5 protein-coding genes are annotated in these 19,707 nt (G+C 62.1%); 3 read left to right on the top strand and 2 right to left on the bottom strand.

From position 1 onward, the window contains the following. Positions 1–5: 5 nt before the first annotated feature. The 3 genes from pvdO to QZR14_RS11510 all read left to right on the top strand — a co-directional run bounded on the left by pvdO (position 6) and on the right by QZR14_RS11510 (position 5,247). Positions 6–893 (top strand): dihydropyoverdine dehydrogenase, encoded by an 888-nt coding sequence (gene pvdO, locus QZR14_RS11520; protein WP_311996610.1) that lies wholly within the window; start codon positions 6–8, stop codon positions 891–893. Between the two features lie 109 nt (positions 894–1,002). After that, positions 1,003–2,652, top strand: a complete 1,650-nt coding sequence (locus tag QZR14_RS11515) for a cyclic peptide export ABC transporter (RefSeq protein WP_311996609.1) — start codon at positions 1,003–1,005, stop codon at positions 2,650–2,652. A 114-nt stretch (positions 2,653–2,766) separates the two neighbouring features. Continuing rightward, on the top strand, positions 2,767–5,247 hold the full coding sequence (locus QZR14_RS11510) for a TonB-dependent siderophore receptor (protein ID WP_311996608.1): 2,481 nt from the start codon (positions 2,767–2,769) through the stop codon (positions 5,245–5,247). 1,107 nt (positions 5,248–6,354) lie between these two features. Here QZR14_RS11510 and QZR14_RS11505 read toward each other — a convergent pair. Beyond that, positions 6,355–7,311, bottom strand: a complete 957-nt coding sequence (locus tag QZR14_RS11505; protein ID WP_311996607.1) for an alpha/beta hydrolase — start codon at positions 7,309–7,311, stop codon at positions 6,355–6,357. Positions 7,312–7,386: 75 nt separating this feature from the next. Next, positions 7,387–19,707: a non-ribosomal peptide synthase/polyketide synthase gene (locus QZR14_RS11500; RefSeq protein ID WP_311996606.1), complete on the bottom strand. Its 12,321-nt coding sequence runs from the start codon at positions 19,705–19,707 to the stop codon at positions 7,387–7,389.

The following is a 19,707-nucleotide window of genomic DNA, read 5'->3' as shown; positions in this document are numbered from 1 at the left end:
GACTCATGAAAAAGCCTCACGCCTCTTTTACCTTCAAGGCCCTGCCGGCGCTGGCCCTGACCGCGCTGTGCGCCGGCTTGCTGCCTGGTACTGCTCACGCGGCGACACCGCCGGCGCCGGGCAAAGTGTTCAAGGACTGCAAGGACTGTCCGGAAATGGTCGTGCTGCCGACCGGCACCTTCACCATGGGCACCCCGGACGACGAAGTCGGCCGCGAACCGGACGAAGGCCCGCGCCACGACGTGACCTTCAGCAAACCGTTCGCCATCAGCCGCTTCCAGGTGCTGGTCGGCGAGTGGGATGCGTATGTGCGCGAAACCGGCAACAAACCTTACGACTTCGATGACCGCCCGGGCCGCCGCTGCACCGCCGGCAAACCAGAGTTCAAGCAGACTGCCCGCGACCCGGCCGTGTGCATGAATGTCGCCGAAGCCCAGGGCTACATCGACTGGCTGTCGAAAAAGACCGGCCATGCCTATCGCCTGCAAAGCGAATCGATCCGCGAGTACGCCGCACGCGGCGGCAGCACCGGGCCCTTCCCTTTCCCGTTCGATGAAGGCAACAACTACCAGATCTCCAGACACGCCAACACCTACGGCGCCGCCGACGGATACAACTTCACCTCGCCGGCCGGCACCTTCCCGGCCAACGCCTTCGGCGTTTACGACGCCCACGGCAACGTCTACGAATGGACCGCCGACTGCTATCACAAGGATTACTCCGGCGTACCCAACGACGGGCGCCCCTGGACCCAGGAAAACTGCGAACGTCAGGTCATGCGCGGCAATGATTGGGGCGAAGCACCGGTGTTCTCGCGTTCCGGTAACCGCAACAGCAGTTGGCCGACCAGCAAAGGCGACTGGCTCGGGTTTCGCGTAGTGCGCGACCTCTGACCCAGCCCGCCACGACCGCAGTCTCGCCTGCGGTCGTTTAAAGAAAGTCCGTGACCATTCGTTTTCCTTAAGTACCGGCACTCCCTCCGCACCGAAGCAGGAATCCTCCATGACCAAGCCTACGCGTGGGGCGATCAACGAATTGTTCGCCTTGCTCAAGCCCTTCCGCCTGATCGTCTCTGTGTCCATCGTGCTCGGCATGATCGGCGGCCTGAGCGTCACTGTGCTGCTGGCGACCATCAACAATGCCCTGCATTCCGACGACGGCCTGACCCGCACCGTGGTGATGATCTTCGCCGGCCTCTGTGCGCTGGCCTTGCTGACGACGATTCTGTCAGACATCGGCACCAACTACGTCGGCCAGCACATCATCGCCAGGCTGCGCAAGGAACTGGGGGAGAAAGTCCTGTCGGCGCCGATCGACCAGATCGAACGCTACCGCAGCCATCGGCTGATTCCGGTGCTGACCCACGACGTCGACACCATCAGCGACTTCGCTTTCGCCTTTGCCCCGCTGGCGATTTCCATGACCGTCACCCTCGGCTGCCTCGGCTATCTGGCCATGCTGTCCTGGCCGATGTTCCTGATGATGCTGGTGGCGATTGCAATCGGCACGACCATTCAAGCGATTGCCCGGGCCAAGGGCATGCGCGGTTTCTACGCCGCACGCGACTCTGAGGATGAACTGCAAAAGCACTACAACGCGATTGCCGAGGGCGCCAAGGAACTGCGCATTCACCGCCCGCGTCGTCAGCGCATGTTTGTTGCCGGGATTCAGAAAACCGCCGAGAAAATCTGCGACACCCAGATCAAATCCATCAACACCTTTGTCATCGCCAAGTCCTTCGGTTCGATGCTGTTCTTCGTGGTCATCGGCATGGCCCTGGCCCTGCAATCCTTCTGGCCCAGCGGCGACAAAGCGGTGATGAGCGGCTTCGTCCTGGTGCTGCTGTACATGAAGGGGCCGCTGGAGCATCTGGTCAGCACGTTGCCGATCATCAGCCGTGCGCAGATTGCCTTTCGCCGCATCGCCGAACTCAGCGAACAATTCTCCTCGCCCGAACCGCACCTGCTGCTGGAAGATCAGGGCAAGAAACCCGGTGCGGTCAATAGCCTGGAACTGCACAACGTGCGTTACGCCTTCCCACCCGTGGAAGGCAGCGAACCGTTCCGTCTGGGGCCGGTGAACCTGCGCATCGAACAGGGCGACATCGTGTTTATCGTCGGTGAAAACGGTTGCGGCAAGACCACGCTGATCAAACTGCTGCTGGGCTTGTACGCGCCAACCGAAGGCGAAATCCGCGTCAACGATCAGCCGATCACCGCGCTCAACCGCGATGACTACCGGCAGAACTTCACCACGATCTTTGCCGACTACTACCTGTTCGACGATCTGATTCAGGGCGACCGCGAAGTCCCGCAGGACGCGACCCGCTACCTCGAACGTCTGGAGATCGCGCACAAGGTCAGCGTGCGCGACGGCGCGTTCAGCACCACCGATTTGTCCACCGGCCAGCGCAAGCGCCTGGCACTGGTCAATGCCTGGCTCGAAGAGCGGCCGGTGCTGGTGTTCGATGAATGGGCCGCCGACCAGGACCCGACCTTCCGGCGAATTTTCTACACCGAGCTGCTGCCTGACCTGAAGCGTCTGGGCAAGACCATCATCGTCATTTCCCACGATGACCGTTACTTCGACGTCGCCGATCAACTGGTGCGCATGGAGGCCGGCAAGGTCAGAAGCGAACTGCAAACCGCTTGATCGACGAGGCCGTGGCCAGGTCGGAAAAATAATTTTCCGGTTTGCCGCGGCTTCCTCGTCTTAATGAGATGAATAAGAACCATTAACAACTATACCTGCCAAGGTCTTAACCTCATGTCCGCATCCCGTTTCATGCTTCGCCCTCTGACTCGAGCCCTGCTGATGCACGGCGCGACACGCACTCGACTGGCCGGCACCGGCCTTGGTCTGGCACTGACACTCACGGCAGCCCCGTATGTCCAGGCCCAGGAATGGACCCTGAACATCCCGTCGCAGCCACTGGCGCAGGCGCTGCAAACCCTTGGCCAGCAGACCAGTCTGCAAATCATCTACAGCCCGGAAAGCCTGCAAGGTCTGCGCTCCAGCGCACTCAACGGCCGCTACCAGGATGACGAGTCGCTCAAGGCGATGCTCAACGGCACCGGCATCCGCTACCAGCGTGACGGCAACACCGTGACCGTGCTCGGCCCGGCCACCGGCAGCGCAATGGAACTGGCCCCGACCAACGTCAACGCCAGCCGCCTCGGCGCCACCACTGAGGGCAGCAACTCCTACACCACCGGCGGCGTGACCATTGGCAAGGGCGAGCACTCGCTCAAGGAAACCCCGCAGTCGGTCACGGTGATGACCCGCAAGATGCTTGATGACCAGAACCTCAACACCATCGAGCAGGTGATGGAGAAGACCCCGGGCATCACCGTTTACGACTCGCCCATGGGTGGCAAGTATTTCTACTCCCGCGGCTTCCGTATGACTGGCCAGTACCAGTACGACGGCGTGCCGCTGGATATCGGCAGCAGCTACGTGCAGGCCGACAGCTTCAACAGCGACATGGCCATCTACGACCGCGTGGAAGTCCTGCGCGGCGCGGCCGGGATGATGAAAGGCGCAGGCGGCACCGCCGGTGGCGTCAACTTCGTGCGCAAACGCGGCCAGGACACTGCGCACACGCAGCTCTCGCTGTCGGCAGGCACCTGGGACAACTATCGCGGTCAGGTCGACACCGGCGGCCCGCTGAACGATTCCGGGACCATCCGTGGTCGCGCCGTGGTCACCGAACAGACCCGTCAATATTTCTACGACGTGGCCAGCCGCAAAGACCAGATCTACTACGGTGCGCTGGACTTCGACCTCAGCCCCGACACCACACTGGGTCTGGGCTTCGCCTGGGAAGACGTCGACGCCACCCCGTGCTGGGGCGGGCTGCCGCGTTACGCCGACGGCTCCGACCTGCACCTCAAGCGCTCCACCTGCCTGAACACCGCGTGGAACAACCAGCGCAGCAAACGCGCCACCTACTTCGCCGACCTGAAACACCAGTTCAACGACGACTGGTCGCTGAAAGTCGCCGGCGTGTACTCGCGCAACACCCAGGACATGGAATACGCCTTCCCGAGCGGCGCGGTACCGGTCGGTGCCACCGCGTCGAACACCCTGATGCTGGGCAGCATTTACGACTACGACCAGCGCGACTACGGTTTCGATGCCTATGTCGACGGCAAATTCGACGCCTTCGGCCAGCAACATGAACTGACCATCGGTGCCAACGCCAGCCGTTCGCACAAGGATGACTTCTACGCCGTCGCCGCGCTGCCACAACGGCAGAACGTGCTCGACCCGAACCACCACCTCCCGCAACCGGACGAAAGCTACTACCTGGCCAATGCCTCCCGTGGCGGCCCGGTGGACATGCACATCAAGCAATACGGCGCCTACTCCATCGCCCGCCTGAAACTGGCTGATCCGCTGACCCTGGTACTGGGCAGCCGCGTCAGCTGGTACAAATCCGACACCGATTCGGTGCAGTACTTCCGTGGCGAAGGCACTCAGGTCGACACCAAGTCCACCGAAACCGGCCAGGTCACGCCGTTCGCCGGCGTACTGTTCGACCTCAACGACAACCTGACCGCCTACGCCAGTTACACCGACATCTTCACCCCGCAAGGCGCCTACAAGACCATCGATGGCAGCACCCTCAAGCCACTGGTTGGCCAGAGCTACGAGCTGGGGATCAAGGGTGAGTGGTTCGACGGTCGTCTGAACAGCTCCTTCAACCTGTTCCGCACCATCCAGAAAGATGCCGCTCAGGATGACCCGCGCTGCGAAGACAGTTCTTGCTCGATCAACTCCGGCAAGGTTCGCGCCCAGGGCTTCGAAGCTGAAGTCAGCGGTGAGGTGATTGATCGCCTGCAATTGCTCGCCGGTTACACCTACACCCAGACCAAAGTGCTGGAAGATGCCGACGCCACGCAGGATGGCGTGGTCTACAACTCCTACGTGCCGCGCCATTTGCTGCGTGTGTGGGGTGACTACAGCCTGAGCGGGCCGCTGGATCGCGTGACGATCGGTGCGGGGGTCAACGCGCAGACGGGCAACTACCGCACTTCGCCGATTGGCGGTGACAACATTGACGGTGCCGGTTATGCGGTCTGGAACGGTCGCATTGGCTATCGTATCGATGACACCTGGTCGGTGGCGCTTAACGGGAACAACCTGTTTGACAAGCGTTACTACTCGACCATTGGTACCGAAGGGTTCGGTAACTTTTATGGTGATCCGCGTAACTTCGTGATGTCGGTCAAGGCTGACTTCTGATTGGGTGTGATGTGAGAGAGCCCCGCTTTGGCGGGGCTTTTTTTGGCCTGTTGGTCTTGGCGGCCTTGGGACCGACCATGCTTCTTGGGTTTTGGGGGACATATCCGTTGCTGCAGGTGCTGCCGCTGGCGGTTTCGCTCTTACAGCGACTCACTTTTCCAAACGCCGAAAAGTAAGCAAAAGGCTTTGCCCCTGGCGTACGGCACTTCGCTGAGGCTCAGTGTTCCCTCACTACGGTGTCCATCCGGGGGCATCGCCTACGGTTTGCTTCGCTGCACCTCCTCTCGATGAATGCGGCTTCGCCACACGGCGCTACGCGCCTACCCCCGGATGAACACCTTCGCTCGGCCTGCCGAAGGGGCAAAAAATCAAAAGCCAAAGCCAAAACCAAAGCCAAAGCAAGATCACAAGCCAAATCAAAAGCCCCTCACCCTAGCCCTCTCCCGGAGGGAGAGGGGGACTGATCGAGGTGTTTTGGAGAGATACGCCGACGTGCGATACCGAGTTGAACTCAGGCCCTAAAAAGCAAACAAATCGGGCCCTCACCCTCTCGGAGAGAGAGGGGACTGATCGAGGTGTTTGGGTGAGCTACGCCGACATGCAATACCGCGTTGAACTCAGGCTTTGAAAAGCGCACAACTCGGTCTTTCATCCTTCCAGAGAGAGGGACTGACCGGGGTGTTTGGGTGAGCTACGCGACGTGCAATACCGAGTCGAACTCGACTTCTGAAAAGCCCAAAAATCGGCTCCCTCTCCCTCGGGAGAGGGCTGGGGTGAGGGGCAGCAACAACGCAAACCCAAAGCCGACCGCACGCTTTTCCACCACTCAACAGGATGAGCGTTAGCTCGGCTGCAGCTTTTGATCTGTAAGGCGACGTCGGAAGGCTGAGTGGAGGGATTGATCCGGGCGTGGGAGCGCAGCGACCGTTTGGCGCAGCCAAACACAGCGAGAGGAGGTGCAGCGAAGCAAACCGTAGGCGCTGCGCCCGGATCGATCCCGCAGCGAAGGAACCCCGAGCCCCAGCGAAGTGCCGTACGTCAGGGCGGAACCCTAATCAGCCGTGACCGCAGCAACGGATATTCACCCAAAAACCAACAAAACCCCAATCACCCCAACACCCGCGCCAACGCCCGACTCAACCTCTCATGCACCCGCAGTACATCAGGCATCACCGAAGCTATCCGCAGCAAATCATGCGTCAGCCCCAGACATTGCTCAACCTCAACACTCACCCCCTGCCCCCGCAATTTGTCAGCATAAGCCTGCCCCTCATCAAGCAACGGATCAAAACCCGCCAACAACACAATCGCCGGCGCCACCCCCTGCAGATCCTCCGCCAACAACGGCGAAAAACGCCAGTCCAGATAATCTTCCGGACTGCGAGCGTAATGCTGATAAAACCAGTCAAGCGTATCGCTCTCCAACAAATACCCCTCGCTGAACAACAACCGCGAATCGTGCACACGCGAAGCATCGGTCACCGGATAGCACAACAACTGCGCCTTCGGCGCGATGGCCACAGTATGCGGTTGCACCACCGCCTGAATCGCCAACACCGTGGCCAGGGTCGCACCAGCACTGTCACCACCAAACGCCACACGTGAGGTATCAAGGCCAAGGCTCACCGCGTTTTCCGCTAACCACGACAAAGCGTCTTCGCCATCCTCCAGCGCCGTTGGAAAACGATGCTCCGGGGCCAGTCGATACCCGACCGATAACACCGCACACGGCGTGCGCTGGCCAAACTCGCGGCACACGCCGTCGTGGGAATCGAGGCTGCCGACGACGAAACCGCCACCGTGGAAATACACCAGCACCGGCATCGGCGAAACCGCAGCATTGGGTCGATACAGACGCAGTGCCAGTGATGCACCATCGCGTGCCAACGTGTCTATTTCGCTGACCAACAGGTCTTGCGGTGCCGACCAGCGCAATTGCGCCGTGGTCTGTTCGAAGCTCGCACGGGCTTCGCTCGGGGTCATTTGGTGCATGGCCGGCAGGCCGGCGTCCTGGCTGTCTTGGGCCAGGTCGAGAAAGGCTTCCAGATCAGGGTGTAACGACATCGCTAAAATCCTTGTATCGGCAAAAAAAGGGGCGCGCCTCGGCAGCGCCCCTGGAGATGACTGAACGCGTAGCGATCAGCCCGCGCGGGCCATGCAATGCTCGATCAACGCCTCCAGCTCACGCTGGTAATCGCTCATCAAGGCATCCATGGTGCCGGCGCGATAACGCTGGCTGCTGTAGATGCAACGCAAGGCCAACTGACCGTCATAGACCTGGCCGACAATTTCCAGCCAGTTGCCCAGATTGGCTTTCAGGCTGTAGTTGTCACCGGTTTCTTCCAGCGCCGGCACCAGCAGCGCCTGCTCGTCGAAGCTCTGATCGAATTGCCCCAGGTAGTTGAACGTGACCCGCGCTTGCGGCAGCTCGGCCAATTGCCGCGACACCTCAGCGCCAGCCAGATGCCGCAGTACGCCATAGCCAATGCCTTTCTGCGGGACTGCCGCCAACTGCGCTTGCACATTGATGATCGACTGACCGATGTCGTCGCTGTCGGGGCGCAAACGCACCGGGAACATGCTGGTGAACCAGCCCAGGCTGCGGCTCAGGTCGATGGACTCGAACAGGTCTTCACGACCATGCCCTTCGAGCAGGATCAACGCCGACGGTTGTTGGCTCCAGCGGCACAGGGCACGGCTGAGCGCCGACAACAGCAGGTCGTTGATCTGCGTGCCATATACCGCCGGGGCCTGTTTGAGCAGTTGTTCCGTGTGCTCGCGGGACAGTTTGAGCCGCGCCTGTGCCTGCTGACGCACGAGGTTTTTGCCGCGCAGGTTGTCGCATGGCAAATCGACGCCCGGCTGATCCAGTTGCTCCAGCCAATACCCCAGTTCCTGCTCGGCAATCACCGGCGCCTGCGCCTGCAAGGCTTCGGCGAAGGATCGGTAACTGCTGGTGCGAATCGGCAGTTTCGGCTCGATCCCTTGCACGCAGGCCTCGTAAGCTACCTTCAAATCGTCGAGCAGAATTCGCCACGACACGGTGTCGACCACCAAGTGGTGAATCACCACCAGCAGGCGCGCCTGGCCATCCGGCAAGGCGACGTGCATCACCCGCCAGACCGGCCCGTCGTCGAGTTTCAAACTGCGCTGGGCGAGGTTGGCCAAGGCTTCGACCTGCTCGCTGTTGTCCGCCTCGCGGCGCCAGAGCAACGCTTCGCCCTGTTCACTGAAGTCGCAGTAACGCTGCAACCAGCGCCCGCCTTCCTGGGAGAAACGCAGGCGCAACGAATCGTGATGTTGCTCGATCCAGCCCAGTGCCTGCTCCAGTGCATCGAGGTCCAGCGGCTGGCGCGCGCTCAACAGCAATGACTGGTTGTAGTGATGCGCCTCGGCCATGCCTTCGGCAAAGAACCACTCCTGAATCGGCAAGAGATTGAACAAGCCCTCGGCGGCGACGTGCGTGACGTCCGCCTGCGGCAGTGCGATGCCCTCCTTCGCCGCTTCCTGCTCGACGATGCCGGCGATGGTCTGATAACGCATCAGGTCGCGCAGCTTGAGATCCATCTGCAACGTCGGGTGGTTTCTGACGCGGGAGATCACCTGCAAACTCAGAATCGAGTCGCCGCCCAGTTCGAAGAAGTTATCGCTGATGCCCACTTGTTCGACCTGCAGCACCTGCGCCCAGATGTCCGCGAGCAGGCTTTCCTGCTCGTTGCGCGGAGCCAGGTATTGTTCGGTTTTGAACTCAGGCTCCGGCAGTGCCTTGCGATCAAGCTTGCCGTTCGGTGTCACCGGGAAAGCGTTCAGGCAGACGATCTGCGCCGGCACCATGTATTCCGGCAACGAGGTGCGCAGGCCCGCCTTGAGTTCATCGCCGATGTCTGCACCGCTCGCGGTGACCACATAGCCGATCAGTTGCTTGCCCGAGGCATTGTCGCGGGCGATCACCAGTGCATCGGTGACCGACGGCAACTGGCGCAGACTGGCCTCGACTTCACCCAGTTCGATGCGGAAACCGCGCACCTTGACCTGATGGTCGATACGGCCGACGTAATCGACCACACCGTCGGCGCGCAAACGCACCAGATCGCCGCTGCGATACAGGCGCTCGCCCGCCGCGAACGGGTTGGGCACGAAGCGCTCGCAGGTCAGGTCCGGACGGCCGTGATAACCCCGGGCGACGCCATAGCCGCCGATGTACAACTCACCGGCAAAGCCTGGCGGCAGCGGGTTCAGGTCTTCGTCCAGCACGTACAGCGAGCGTGCGCCCACAGCGCGGCCGATTGGCGCGTACGCCGCTTCGCAATGCTGGCTGACCGGAACTTTCCAGAGCATCGGCGTGACCACGGTTTCGGTCGGGCCGTAGCCGTTGGTGAAGTACTGCGGACGCAGCGCAGCCTTGACCTGCTCGAAGGTCTGATCCGGCACCGCATCACCGCCGAAGCAATAGATGCGCACCGCTGGCGGCGCAATACCGCTGGCCGCCGCGTACTCGGCCAGTTGCTTGAGATAGGCCGGCGGGAAGCAGGCAATGGTGATGCCGCAATCGTGCAGCGCCTGATAGGTCTGCTCCGGCGTCCACAGGCAACCGTCGCGAATCACCAGACGACCGCCACTGTACAAGGTGCTCAACCAGCGTTCATGGGCCCCGTCGAAGGCGAACGACATGAAGTGCAGCTCGCAACTGCTGGCGTCCATTTCGTACAACTCGGCGATGGCATGACAGTGCATGCTCAGCGGGCCTTGGGTCACGGCAACACCTTTCGGTCGCCCGGTGGAACCCGAGGTGTAGACCAGATACGCCAGGCCCTGCTCCTGCACGCGGCGTTCGGGGGCGTGGTCGGCGTAGCGGCTTTCGTCGAGGTGATCGATTTCCAGACGCAGCAGACCTTGCGGCGCCGGCAGTGTGTTGCGCAGGCTGCTCTGGGTCAGCAACAGCGCCATGCCGGAATCTTCGATCATGTACGCCAGACGCTCCGGCGGATAATCGATGTCCAGCGGCACGTACGCCGCCCCGCTCTTGAGCACGGCGAGGAAGCTCACGACCATTTCCAGCGAGCGTGGCAAGGCCACGCCGATCACCACTTCCGGTGCGGCACCGTGTTCGATCAGGCAGTGCGCCAGTCGGTTGGCGCGTTGCTCGAGTTCGGCGTAGGTCAGGTTCATTCCGGCGCATTGCAGGGCGATGGCCTGCGGCTGCTGTTGCGCGTGACGGCTGATCAGTTCCGGCAACAGCGCCGCTTGATGGGTGTGCGTCGGCTCGGCGCTCCAGGCCTGCGCGGCTCGCCATTGTTCGCTGCTCAGACGCTGCAGATTGCCGAGGCGTTCGTACGGCGCCGCCAGCATCGCGGCGAGGGTGTTTTCCATGGTCTGGCGAATACCGACAACCGCCTCGGCGCTGAAATGGCTGCGCAGGTACAGGTATTCGATCGACAACTCGTCGCCGAGCATCACCGCGAGGTCCATCGGCACGTTGGTCACGCCGTGGCCGATGGATTTGCCGAAGGTCAGGTCGGTGTCGTTTTCTTCCTGCAAGCGATCGTCGATCGGGAAGTTTTCGAACACCACGATGCTGTCGAACAGCGCCTGCCCACCGAGATTGGACCAGCGCTGTACATCGGCCAGCGGCGCCTGGGAATAATCGCGAATGTCGAGGTTGTAGGCCTGCACTTCGCCCAGCCAGTCAGCCAGACGCTGATCGGCTTGCGGCGTCTGAATGATCGGCAAGGTGTTGATGAACAGACCAAGCATGTTGCCGACATTCGCCAGACTTTCCGGACGCCCCGACACCGTGGCGCCAAAGGTCACCGTCTGCTGCCCGGTGTAGCGTTGCAACAGCAGCAGCCATGCGCCCTGAATCAGCGTGTTGGGGGTGATGCGCAGGTCGCGGCAGAACTGCAACAGGCGCGCGGTCTGCGCTTTATCCCAGTTCGAATAGATCGCATCGTGACCGGCGACATCGGCGCTGTGACGCGGGTGCATCGCCTGGCTCAGTGCCGTCGGCTCATTGACCACCGCCAGCCGCGCTTTCCAGAACAGCTCTTGGGCGTCCTGATCCTGCGCCTGCAACCAGGCGATAAAGTCGCGGTAACGACCGTTCTCGCCGCTGACTTCGCCCTTGGCGTAATACTGCAGCACCTCGCCGAACAGCCGCGAACTGCTCCAGCCGTCCATGAGGATGTGGTGGCTGGTCCAGATCATCTGGTACTGATCGTCGCTCAGGCGCAGCAGGGTCACCCGCAACAAACGCGCATCGGCCAGATTGAAACCGAGCGCACGGTCAGCGCTGGCAAACTCGGCAATCAGTTCTTCACTGGTTTCGCGCTCACGCCAATCGAGCACCTGCATTTGCAACGGCGCATGGCGATGCACCACCTGCAACGGTTTGGCCAGGCCGTCCTGCCAATGGAAACTGGTGCGCAGAATCGCCTGACGGGCGATGACAAATTCCCACGCCTGACGGAAGCGCTCCACGTCCAGACCCTTGATCGGCAGGCTGACCTGTTGCACGTACAGGCTGCTGCCGTTATCCGACAGCGTGTGGAAGAGCATGCCTTCCTGCATCGGCGACAGCGGGTAGACATCCTCGATCTGGTCCGCCGGCACCGGCAACGCATCGAGTTGCGCCTGATCGAGTCGGGCCAGCGGATAATCCACCGGCGCCTCGTCGGCCGACGACTCGAGCGCAACCACAGCGGCGAGTTTCTGCACGGTCTGCTGCTGGAACAGGTCTTTGGGGGTGAAGCGAATCCCCTGCTGCCGCGCACGGCTGACCAGTTGAATCGAGATGATCGAGTCACCGCCCAGCGCAAAGTAGTTGTCGGTCACGCCGACCCGCTCGATCTTCAGAATGTCCTGCCAGACCTCGGCCAGTTGCTGCTCCAACGGCGTCGAAGGCGCCACGTATTCGCGTTGCGACTGGCTGACGTCCGCTGCCGGCAAGGCCTTGCGGTCGAGTTTGCCGTTGGGGGTCAGCGGCAACTGTTCGAGGAACAGCCACTGCGCCGGCACCATGTATTCCGGCAGGTGCGCCTTCAGCGCGGCCTGCAACGTTTCACTCAAATCGTCCAGTTGTTCGAGGCTGAGGCTACTGTCGCTCGGCACCACGTACGCCACCAGTTGCTGACCACTGTGGCCATCCACCGCCAGCACCACGCCTTCGCGCACGCTGTCCTGAGCGAGCAGGCGCGCTTCGATTTCACCCAGCTCGATACGGAAGCCACGCACCTTGACCTGATGGTCGATGCGGCCGACGTATTCGATCCGGCCGTCTTCGCTGAAGCGGGTCAGGTCGCCGGTGCGGTACATGCGCTCGCCGCTGCTCGAGAATGGATTGGGCAGGAAACGCTCGGCAGTCAGGCCCGGGCGGAACAGGTAGCCACGGGTGATGCCGTCGCCGGCCAGATACAGCTCGGCCGCCACGCCAATTGGCGCTTGCTGCAATTGGCCGTCGAGCAGGTACGCCGTGGTGTTGACCAGCGGCCGGCCGATGTTCGCCTGACCACCAAGTTCGCGGCGGGTGCAGGTCGAATAGGTGGTGTCTTCCGACGGCCCGTACAGGTCGTAGACGTGCGCCACCGCCGTCTCGCGGTAGAGCGTGTCGACCAGGCTCTGCTTCAACGGCTCACCGGCGAGGTTGATGATGCGCACGCCCGGCGGAATTTGCCCGGTGCGTTGCAGCGCGGCAATCGCCGACGGCACGCTGTTGATCAGGCGCACCTGATCGCGCTCGGGCAAGTCCGGCAGTTCCAGGGCATTGCGTGCCATGACGATTGAACCGCCGCGTGCGAGGGTGACGAAAATCTCCCACACCGACAGGTCGAAGCACACCGACGTCGATGCCAGCACACCCTGCAGATCGTCTTCGCTGTAGACCTCGGCGGACCAGTGAATCAGCGCCTGTACGTTGCGGTGGGCAATGGCCACGCCTTTCGGCTTGCCGGTGGAACCGGAGGTGTAGATCACGTAGGCCAGATTGGCCGAATCAGCGCGCGCCGGAAGATTGTCCGCAGGTTGCTCGGCAAACGCCGCACCTCCGGCCTCGACCAGCACCACCTGCGCATCGGTCTGCGGCAGTTGTGCCAGCAGCGACTGCTGCGTCAGCAAGACTTTCGCCTGACTGTCGTCGAGCATGTAGGCCACGCGATCCGCCGGGTAATCCGGGTCCAGCGGCACATAGGTGCCACCGGCCTTGAGCACCGCCATCAGGGCGATGACCAGCTCCGCCGAACGCGGCATCGCCACACCCACACGGATTTCCGCGCCGACACCCAGTGCCACAAGATGATGCGCCAACTGGTTGGCGCGTTGATTGAGTTCGGCATAGCTCAGGGCAACACCGGCATGACTCAGCGCCAGTGCCTGCGGATGCGCCGCGACGCGCAGCTCGAAACTCTGCGAAATCAGTCGCTCAGCCGGATACGCGGCCTGATGGTCGTTCCATTGCGCCAGGGTCTGGCGTTCGGCAAGTGGCAACAGGCCGATTTCACCGAGCAGACGCTGCGGCGCCTCGATGAACTGACGCAGCACTTCTTCCAGATGCCCTGCCAGACTCAGCACGCTGCGCTCGGCAAAGTGTTCGGTGAGGTAGTTGAAGTCCAGATTCAGGACATCGCTGGCCCCGGCGATCAGGGTCAGACCGTAGTTGGTTTGCTCGCGGTGCTCCAGGCCGCCAAAACGCAGACCACCCGGGTTGGCTTCCAGCGCTTCGGACACCGGATAGTTTTCAAACACCAGCAAGGTGTCGAACAGCGCATCGCCACTCAGTTGGGCCAGACGCTGAATGTCCTGCAACGGCGTCTGTTCGTAGTCGCGCAGCAGCAGGTTTTTGTCCTGCACGCTGCGCACCCAGTCGCCGACGCTGAGCGTGGCCTGCGGACTGGCGATCACCGGCAAGGTGTTGATGAACAGGCCCAATTGCTGCTCGATGCCCGGCAGATCCACCGGACGCCCGGACACGGTCGCACCAAAGGCTACCGTGGCCTGGCCGGTGTAGCGCTGCAACACCAGCAACCACGCGGCTTGCACCAGGCTGTTGAGGGTCACTTGCTGCTGACGGGAGAAACCGTTCAGGCGCTGAGTGAAGGCTGCGTCGAAATGCAGGCGATGCATCTGTTTGCCCGGCCCCGGCACGGTTCGCCCGTGGCAGGCCGAGGCGAGTCGGGTCGGTTCGTCCAGTGCGGCCAGTTGTCCGCGCCAGAAATCCTGTGAGGCGGCTTTGTCCTGACCCTGCAGCCAGACCAGAAAGTCGCGGTAGCGGCCCTGCGCGCTCGGCACCGGCTGACCGGCGTAGTCCTGCAACACCTCGCCGAACATCCGCGAGTTGCTCCAGCCATCCATGAGGATGTGGTGGCAGGTGAAAATCAGCCGATGGCGATCATCAGCCGTGCGCAGCAGGCACAGACGCAGCAGCGGCGGATTCTGCAGATCGAAACCGCGCTCGCGATCAGCCTGCGCCCGCGCCTCAAGCACGGCCGGCAAGTCCGCCACACCGCGCACATCGACTTCGGGCATTTCCAGGGTCAACTGGCGATTGATCACTTGCAGCGGCGCATCGAGGCCATCGCGGCCCCAGATAAAACCGGCGCGCAGCACTTCATGGCGATCCACCACGCGCTGCCAGGCTTGCTGGAAACGCGCCACGTCGAGGCCGTCGATATCCAGCAGCATCTGATAGACATAGGCGCTGGCATCGGCGTCGTACAGGCTGTGGAACAGAATGCCTTGCTGCATCGGCGCCAGCGGATAGATGTCCTCAATGCGCTGGGCAGCGAGCGGCAGGCTGTCCAGTTGCGCCAGGGACAACCCGGCCAACGGCACATCCGATGGTGTCAAACCACCGCTCGGATGGCTCAGGCAGTGGTTTATCAATTCACCCAACGCCACTTCGTAGGCGCGGGCCAACGCGTTGATGGTGCTCTCTTCGAAGACATCACCGCTGTAGGTCCAGGTCAGGCTCAACTGGCCCTGATAAACCCGGCCGTCGATGGTCAGCCAGTTGGCCATCGGCGCGTTTTCGTCCTGGCCGGCGCCCTTGTCTTCGGTGGCCGGCACCCACAGGGCGTGTTCATCGAAGTTATTGTCGAACTGGCCGAGGTAGTTGAACGTCACCTTCGGTTGTGCCAGTTCGTTCAAAGCCGCTTGCGACTCGGCGCTACCCAGATGACGCAGCAAGCCATAGCCAATGCCTTTGTTCGGGATCGCGCGCAGTTGCTCCTTGATGCCTTTGATCGAGGTTTCCAGACTGGCGTCCGGGGTCAGGCGCACCGGGAACATGCTGGTGAACCAACCCACCGTGCGGCTGAGGTCGATGTCGTCGAACAGGTCTTCCCGACCGTGGCCTTCAAGCTGCACAAGGGCGCTGTCGGTTTGGGTCCACTGGCACAGCACGCGGGCCAACGCGGTCAGCAGCAGGTCGTTGACCTGGGTGCGATAAACCGCCGGCGCCTGTTGCAGCAACTGGCGAGTGCGTTCGGCGTCGAGACGCGTATCGACGCTGCGTTCGAAACGGTTGCTCAACTGGCCTTGCGGATTATCCAGCGGCAGTTCGACCGACACCTCGCGCAGTTGCCCGCGCCAGTAATCCAGTTCGCTTTCCAGTTCAGTGCTACGGGCATGCGCCTGCAGACGCTTGCCCCAATCCTTGAACGCGCTGGTCTTGGCCGGCAGACGCACAACCTGACCGCTGCTCAGTTGTTGATAAGCGCTTTGCAGATCTTCCAGCAGAATCCGCCACGACACGCCATCGACCACCAGGTGATGAATCACCAGCAGCAGACGCTGACTGGCGTCCGGCAAGTCGACCAACACCGCGCGAATCAACGGGCCATCGAGCAGATCGAGGCTGCGCTGCAACTCCAGGCACAGCGCTGGCAATGCTGCGCTGTCGTCCAGTGTGACCGTGCGCAGCAAGGCTTGCGCCTGATCCGCAGGCGCGTGGCTTTGCTGCCAAGCGTCGTTGGTTGGCCGGTAACGCAGGCGCAAGGCGTCGTGGTGGCGTTGCAGCTGCACCAGCGCCTGCTCCAGCGGCGCCGCTTGCAGCGCGGTGGCCGGGGTCAGCAGGATCGACTGGTTCCAGTGATGCCGCGCCGGAATGTCGCTGTTGAAAAAGTAATGCTGGATCGGTGTCAGCACTGCATCGCCAAGCACTTCGCCCTGCTGCATCTGAACCGCGTCGCTCTGTTGCGCGACGGTCGCCAGACGCTGCACGGTCTGGTGCTGGAAGATGTCTTTGGGGGTGAAGCGAATGCCGGCCTGACGCGCGCGGCTGACCACCTGAATCGAAATGATCGAGTCGCCGCCCAGTTCGAAGAAGTTGTCGTTGAGGCCGACCCGCTCGACCTTCAACACGTCCTGCCAGATCTCGGCCAGACGCTGTTCCAGTTCGTTGCGCGGCGCGGCATAGACTTCCTGCACCTGGGCAACTTCCGGATGCGGCAGTTGCTTGCGATCCAGCTTGCCGTTAGCGGTCAGCGGCAGACGTTCAAGGAACGCCCAACTGACCGGAACCATGTAGTCCGGCAGGGACTCGCGCAAATGCGCCTTGATCGAATCGCGCAGCGCAGCCTGCCCTTCGCCGTCCAGCACTTCGTTCGCGACGATCCAGGTTGCCAGTTGCTGGCCGCTGATACCGTCGACCGCCAGCACCACGGCTTCGCGCACCTCGGCATGCTTGAGCAGTTGCGCTTCGATTTCACCCAGCTCGATACGGAAGCCGCGAATCTTCACCTGATGGTCGATACGGCCGATGTACTCGATCACCCCATCGCCGCGCAGCCGCGCCAGGTCGCCGGTGCGATACAGACGCTCGCCGGCCTGCGGATTGAACGGGTCTGGCACAAAACGTGTGGCGGTCATGCCGGCCTGATTCAGATAACCCCGGGCCAGACCGGCACCGGCGATGTACAACTCACCGATGCAGCCTTGCGGCACCAGGTTCAGCGAGCCATCGAGCAAATACCACGAGAGGTCGACAATCGGTTCGCCGATCGGGCTGCTGTGGTTTTGCTGCAGATCGGCCATCGACAACGGCCGGTAGGTCACGTGCACCGTGGTTTCAGTGATGCCGTACATGTTGATCAGCGTGGGCGCACGGTCACCGAAACGCTCGAACCACGGACGCAGGCTCTGCACTTCCAGCGCCTCGCCGCCGAACACCACGTAGCGTAGAGAGTTATTGCGCGTCGATTCGCTGGCGACCTGCATCAAGGGCTTGAACGCCGACGGCGTCTGGTTCAGCACGGTGACGTTTTCATCGCACAGCAGGGTGTAGAAATCTTCCGGAGAACGGCTGATGTCATGGGGCACCACCACCAGTTTGCCGCCATACAACAGCGCGCCGAAAATCTCCCAGACCGAGAAGTCGAAGGCGTAGGAATGGAACAGCGTCCAGCTGTCATGCGGGCCGAAATCGAACCAGTGCTCAGTGGCGCTGAACAGCCGCATGACGTTGCCATGCGGCAGCAATGCGCCTTTCGGCTTGCCGGTGGAACCGGAGGTGTAAATGACGTACGCCAGGCTGTCTGGCGTGGTCAGGCACAGCGGGTTGGTTTCAATGCCGGGTTCTGGCGCCTGATTCAGATCGAGGCACGCCAGCCCCGGTGGTACCGGCAGTTGCGCAAGCAGATGGCCTTGGGTCAGCAGCAGCTCGATGCCACTGTCCGCGATCATGTAGCTCAAGCGATCATCCGGGTAGCCCGGATCCAGCGGCACGTAAGCGCCACCGGCCTTGAGCACAGCGAGGATGGCGACAATCATGTCCAGCGAACGTTCGACCGCCACGCCAACGCGCACGTCCGGGCCGACGCCACGGGCGATCAACGCATGCGCCCACTGATTGGCGCGGCGATTGAGTTCAGCGTACGTCAGGCGTTGCCCGTCGTAGGTCACCGCGATCGCATCGGGATAACGCTCGGCCTGCGCTTCAATGGCTTGGTGAATGCACTGTCCGAGCGGTTGTTCGATGCGCTGAGGGTTCCACTGCGCCAGCAATTGTTGCTGCTGGCCGGCATCGAGCATCGGCAACTGACCGATGCGCTGAGTCGGAGCGGCAACGATGGCCCGCAACAGCGCGTTCCAGTGTTGTGCCAGACGCTCAATGGTCGCGGCGTCGAACAGATCGGTGGCGTATTTCAGTACGGCTTCGATGCCATGGGCCTGTTCGGTGGTGTTGAGCGTCAGGTCGAACTGCGCGGTCTGGCTCTGCCACTCCAGTGGCTGGATGCTCAGGCCATTCAAACGGGTTTCGACGCTCGCGCGGCGCTCGGCCTGATGGTTGAACATCACCTGGAACAGCGGGCTGTGACTGAGGCTGCGGCCCGGCTCCAGCGCTTCGACCAGTTGCTCGAACGGCAAGTCCTGATGGGCTTGCGCTTCCTGCGCAGTCTGTTTGACCTGACGCAGCAGATCGACAAAGGACATCTGCCCGTCGATGTCGGCCTTGAGCACCTGAGTGTTGACGAAGAAGCCGATCAGTCGCTCGATCTCCACCCGGCCACGGTTGGCATTCGGCACGCCGACGCGGATGTCGGGCTGACCGCTGTAGCGGTGCAACAAGGCCTGGAACGAGGCCAGCAAGACCACGAACAGGGTGACGTTTTCTTGCCGGGCGAAGGCTTTGAGCGCGTTGCTCAGTGCCGGGTCGAGAATCAGGTTGTGGCTGGCGCCGGCGAAGCTTTGCTCGATGGAGCGCGGGCGGTCCATCGGCAGCTCCAGCACCGGTTGCTCGCCGCCGAGTTTCTCTTGCCAGTAGGCCAGTTGCCGCTCCTGCTCACCGGCCTCCATCCACTGCCGTTGCCACAAGGCGTAGTCGGCGTATTGAATCGGCAGGGCCGGCAGACCGGCGTCGTGACCGAGGTTGAAACCGGCGTAGAGCTGCACCAGTTCCTCGATCATCACTTGCAGCGACCAGCCATCGGAGACGATGTGGTGCAGGGTCAGCACCAGCACATGGTCATTGGCGGTGACTTGCAGCAGCGCTGCGCGCAAGAGCGGGCCGTGCTGCAGGTCGAAAGTTTTCTGGCTCTGGGTCTGCACAAACGCCTGGATCGAGGCCTCCGCGTCGTTCGTCAGCTCAGCGCTCAGTTGATGGATCTCCAGTGCAAAGGGCCCTGCGGGCAGGACCACTTGCAAGGGTTGCGCGGTTTCCTGGGAGAACACCGTGCGCAAGGTTTCGTGTCGGTCGATCAGCGCCTGAACGCTGCGCTCCAGCGCGCTGACATCCAGCGGGCCCTGCAAACGCAGGGCCGTCGGAATGTTGTAGGCCGCACTGTGCGGCGCCCACTGCCAGAGAAACCACTGGCGCTGCTGAGCGTAGGACAGCAGCAACGGCTCTTCAGCCGTGCGCTTGAAAACCGGGGCAATGTCAAAGAGGTTGACGCCTTTCTGCTTGAGCAGAACCGCCAGAGCCTTTCTTTGCTTAGCCGAAAGTTGTCCTACCGACTCGATTAACTCTTGCAC

The sequence above is a fragment of the Pseudomonas sp. rhizo66 genome (assembly GCF_031931925.1).
In the GTDB taxonomy this organism is placed as follows: Bacteria; Pseudomonadota; Gammaproteobacteria; order Pseudomonadales; family Pseudomonadaceae; genus Aquipseudomonas.
Note: the sequence above shows the minus strand (reverse complement) of the source record. Positions and strands in the feature narration are given on the sequence as shown.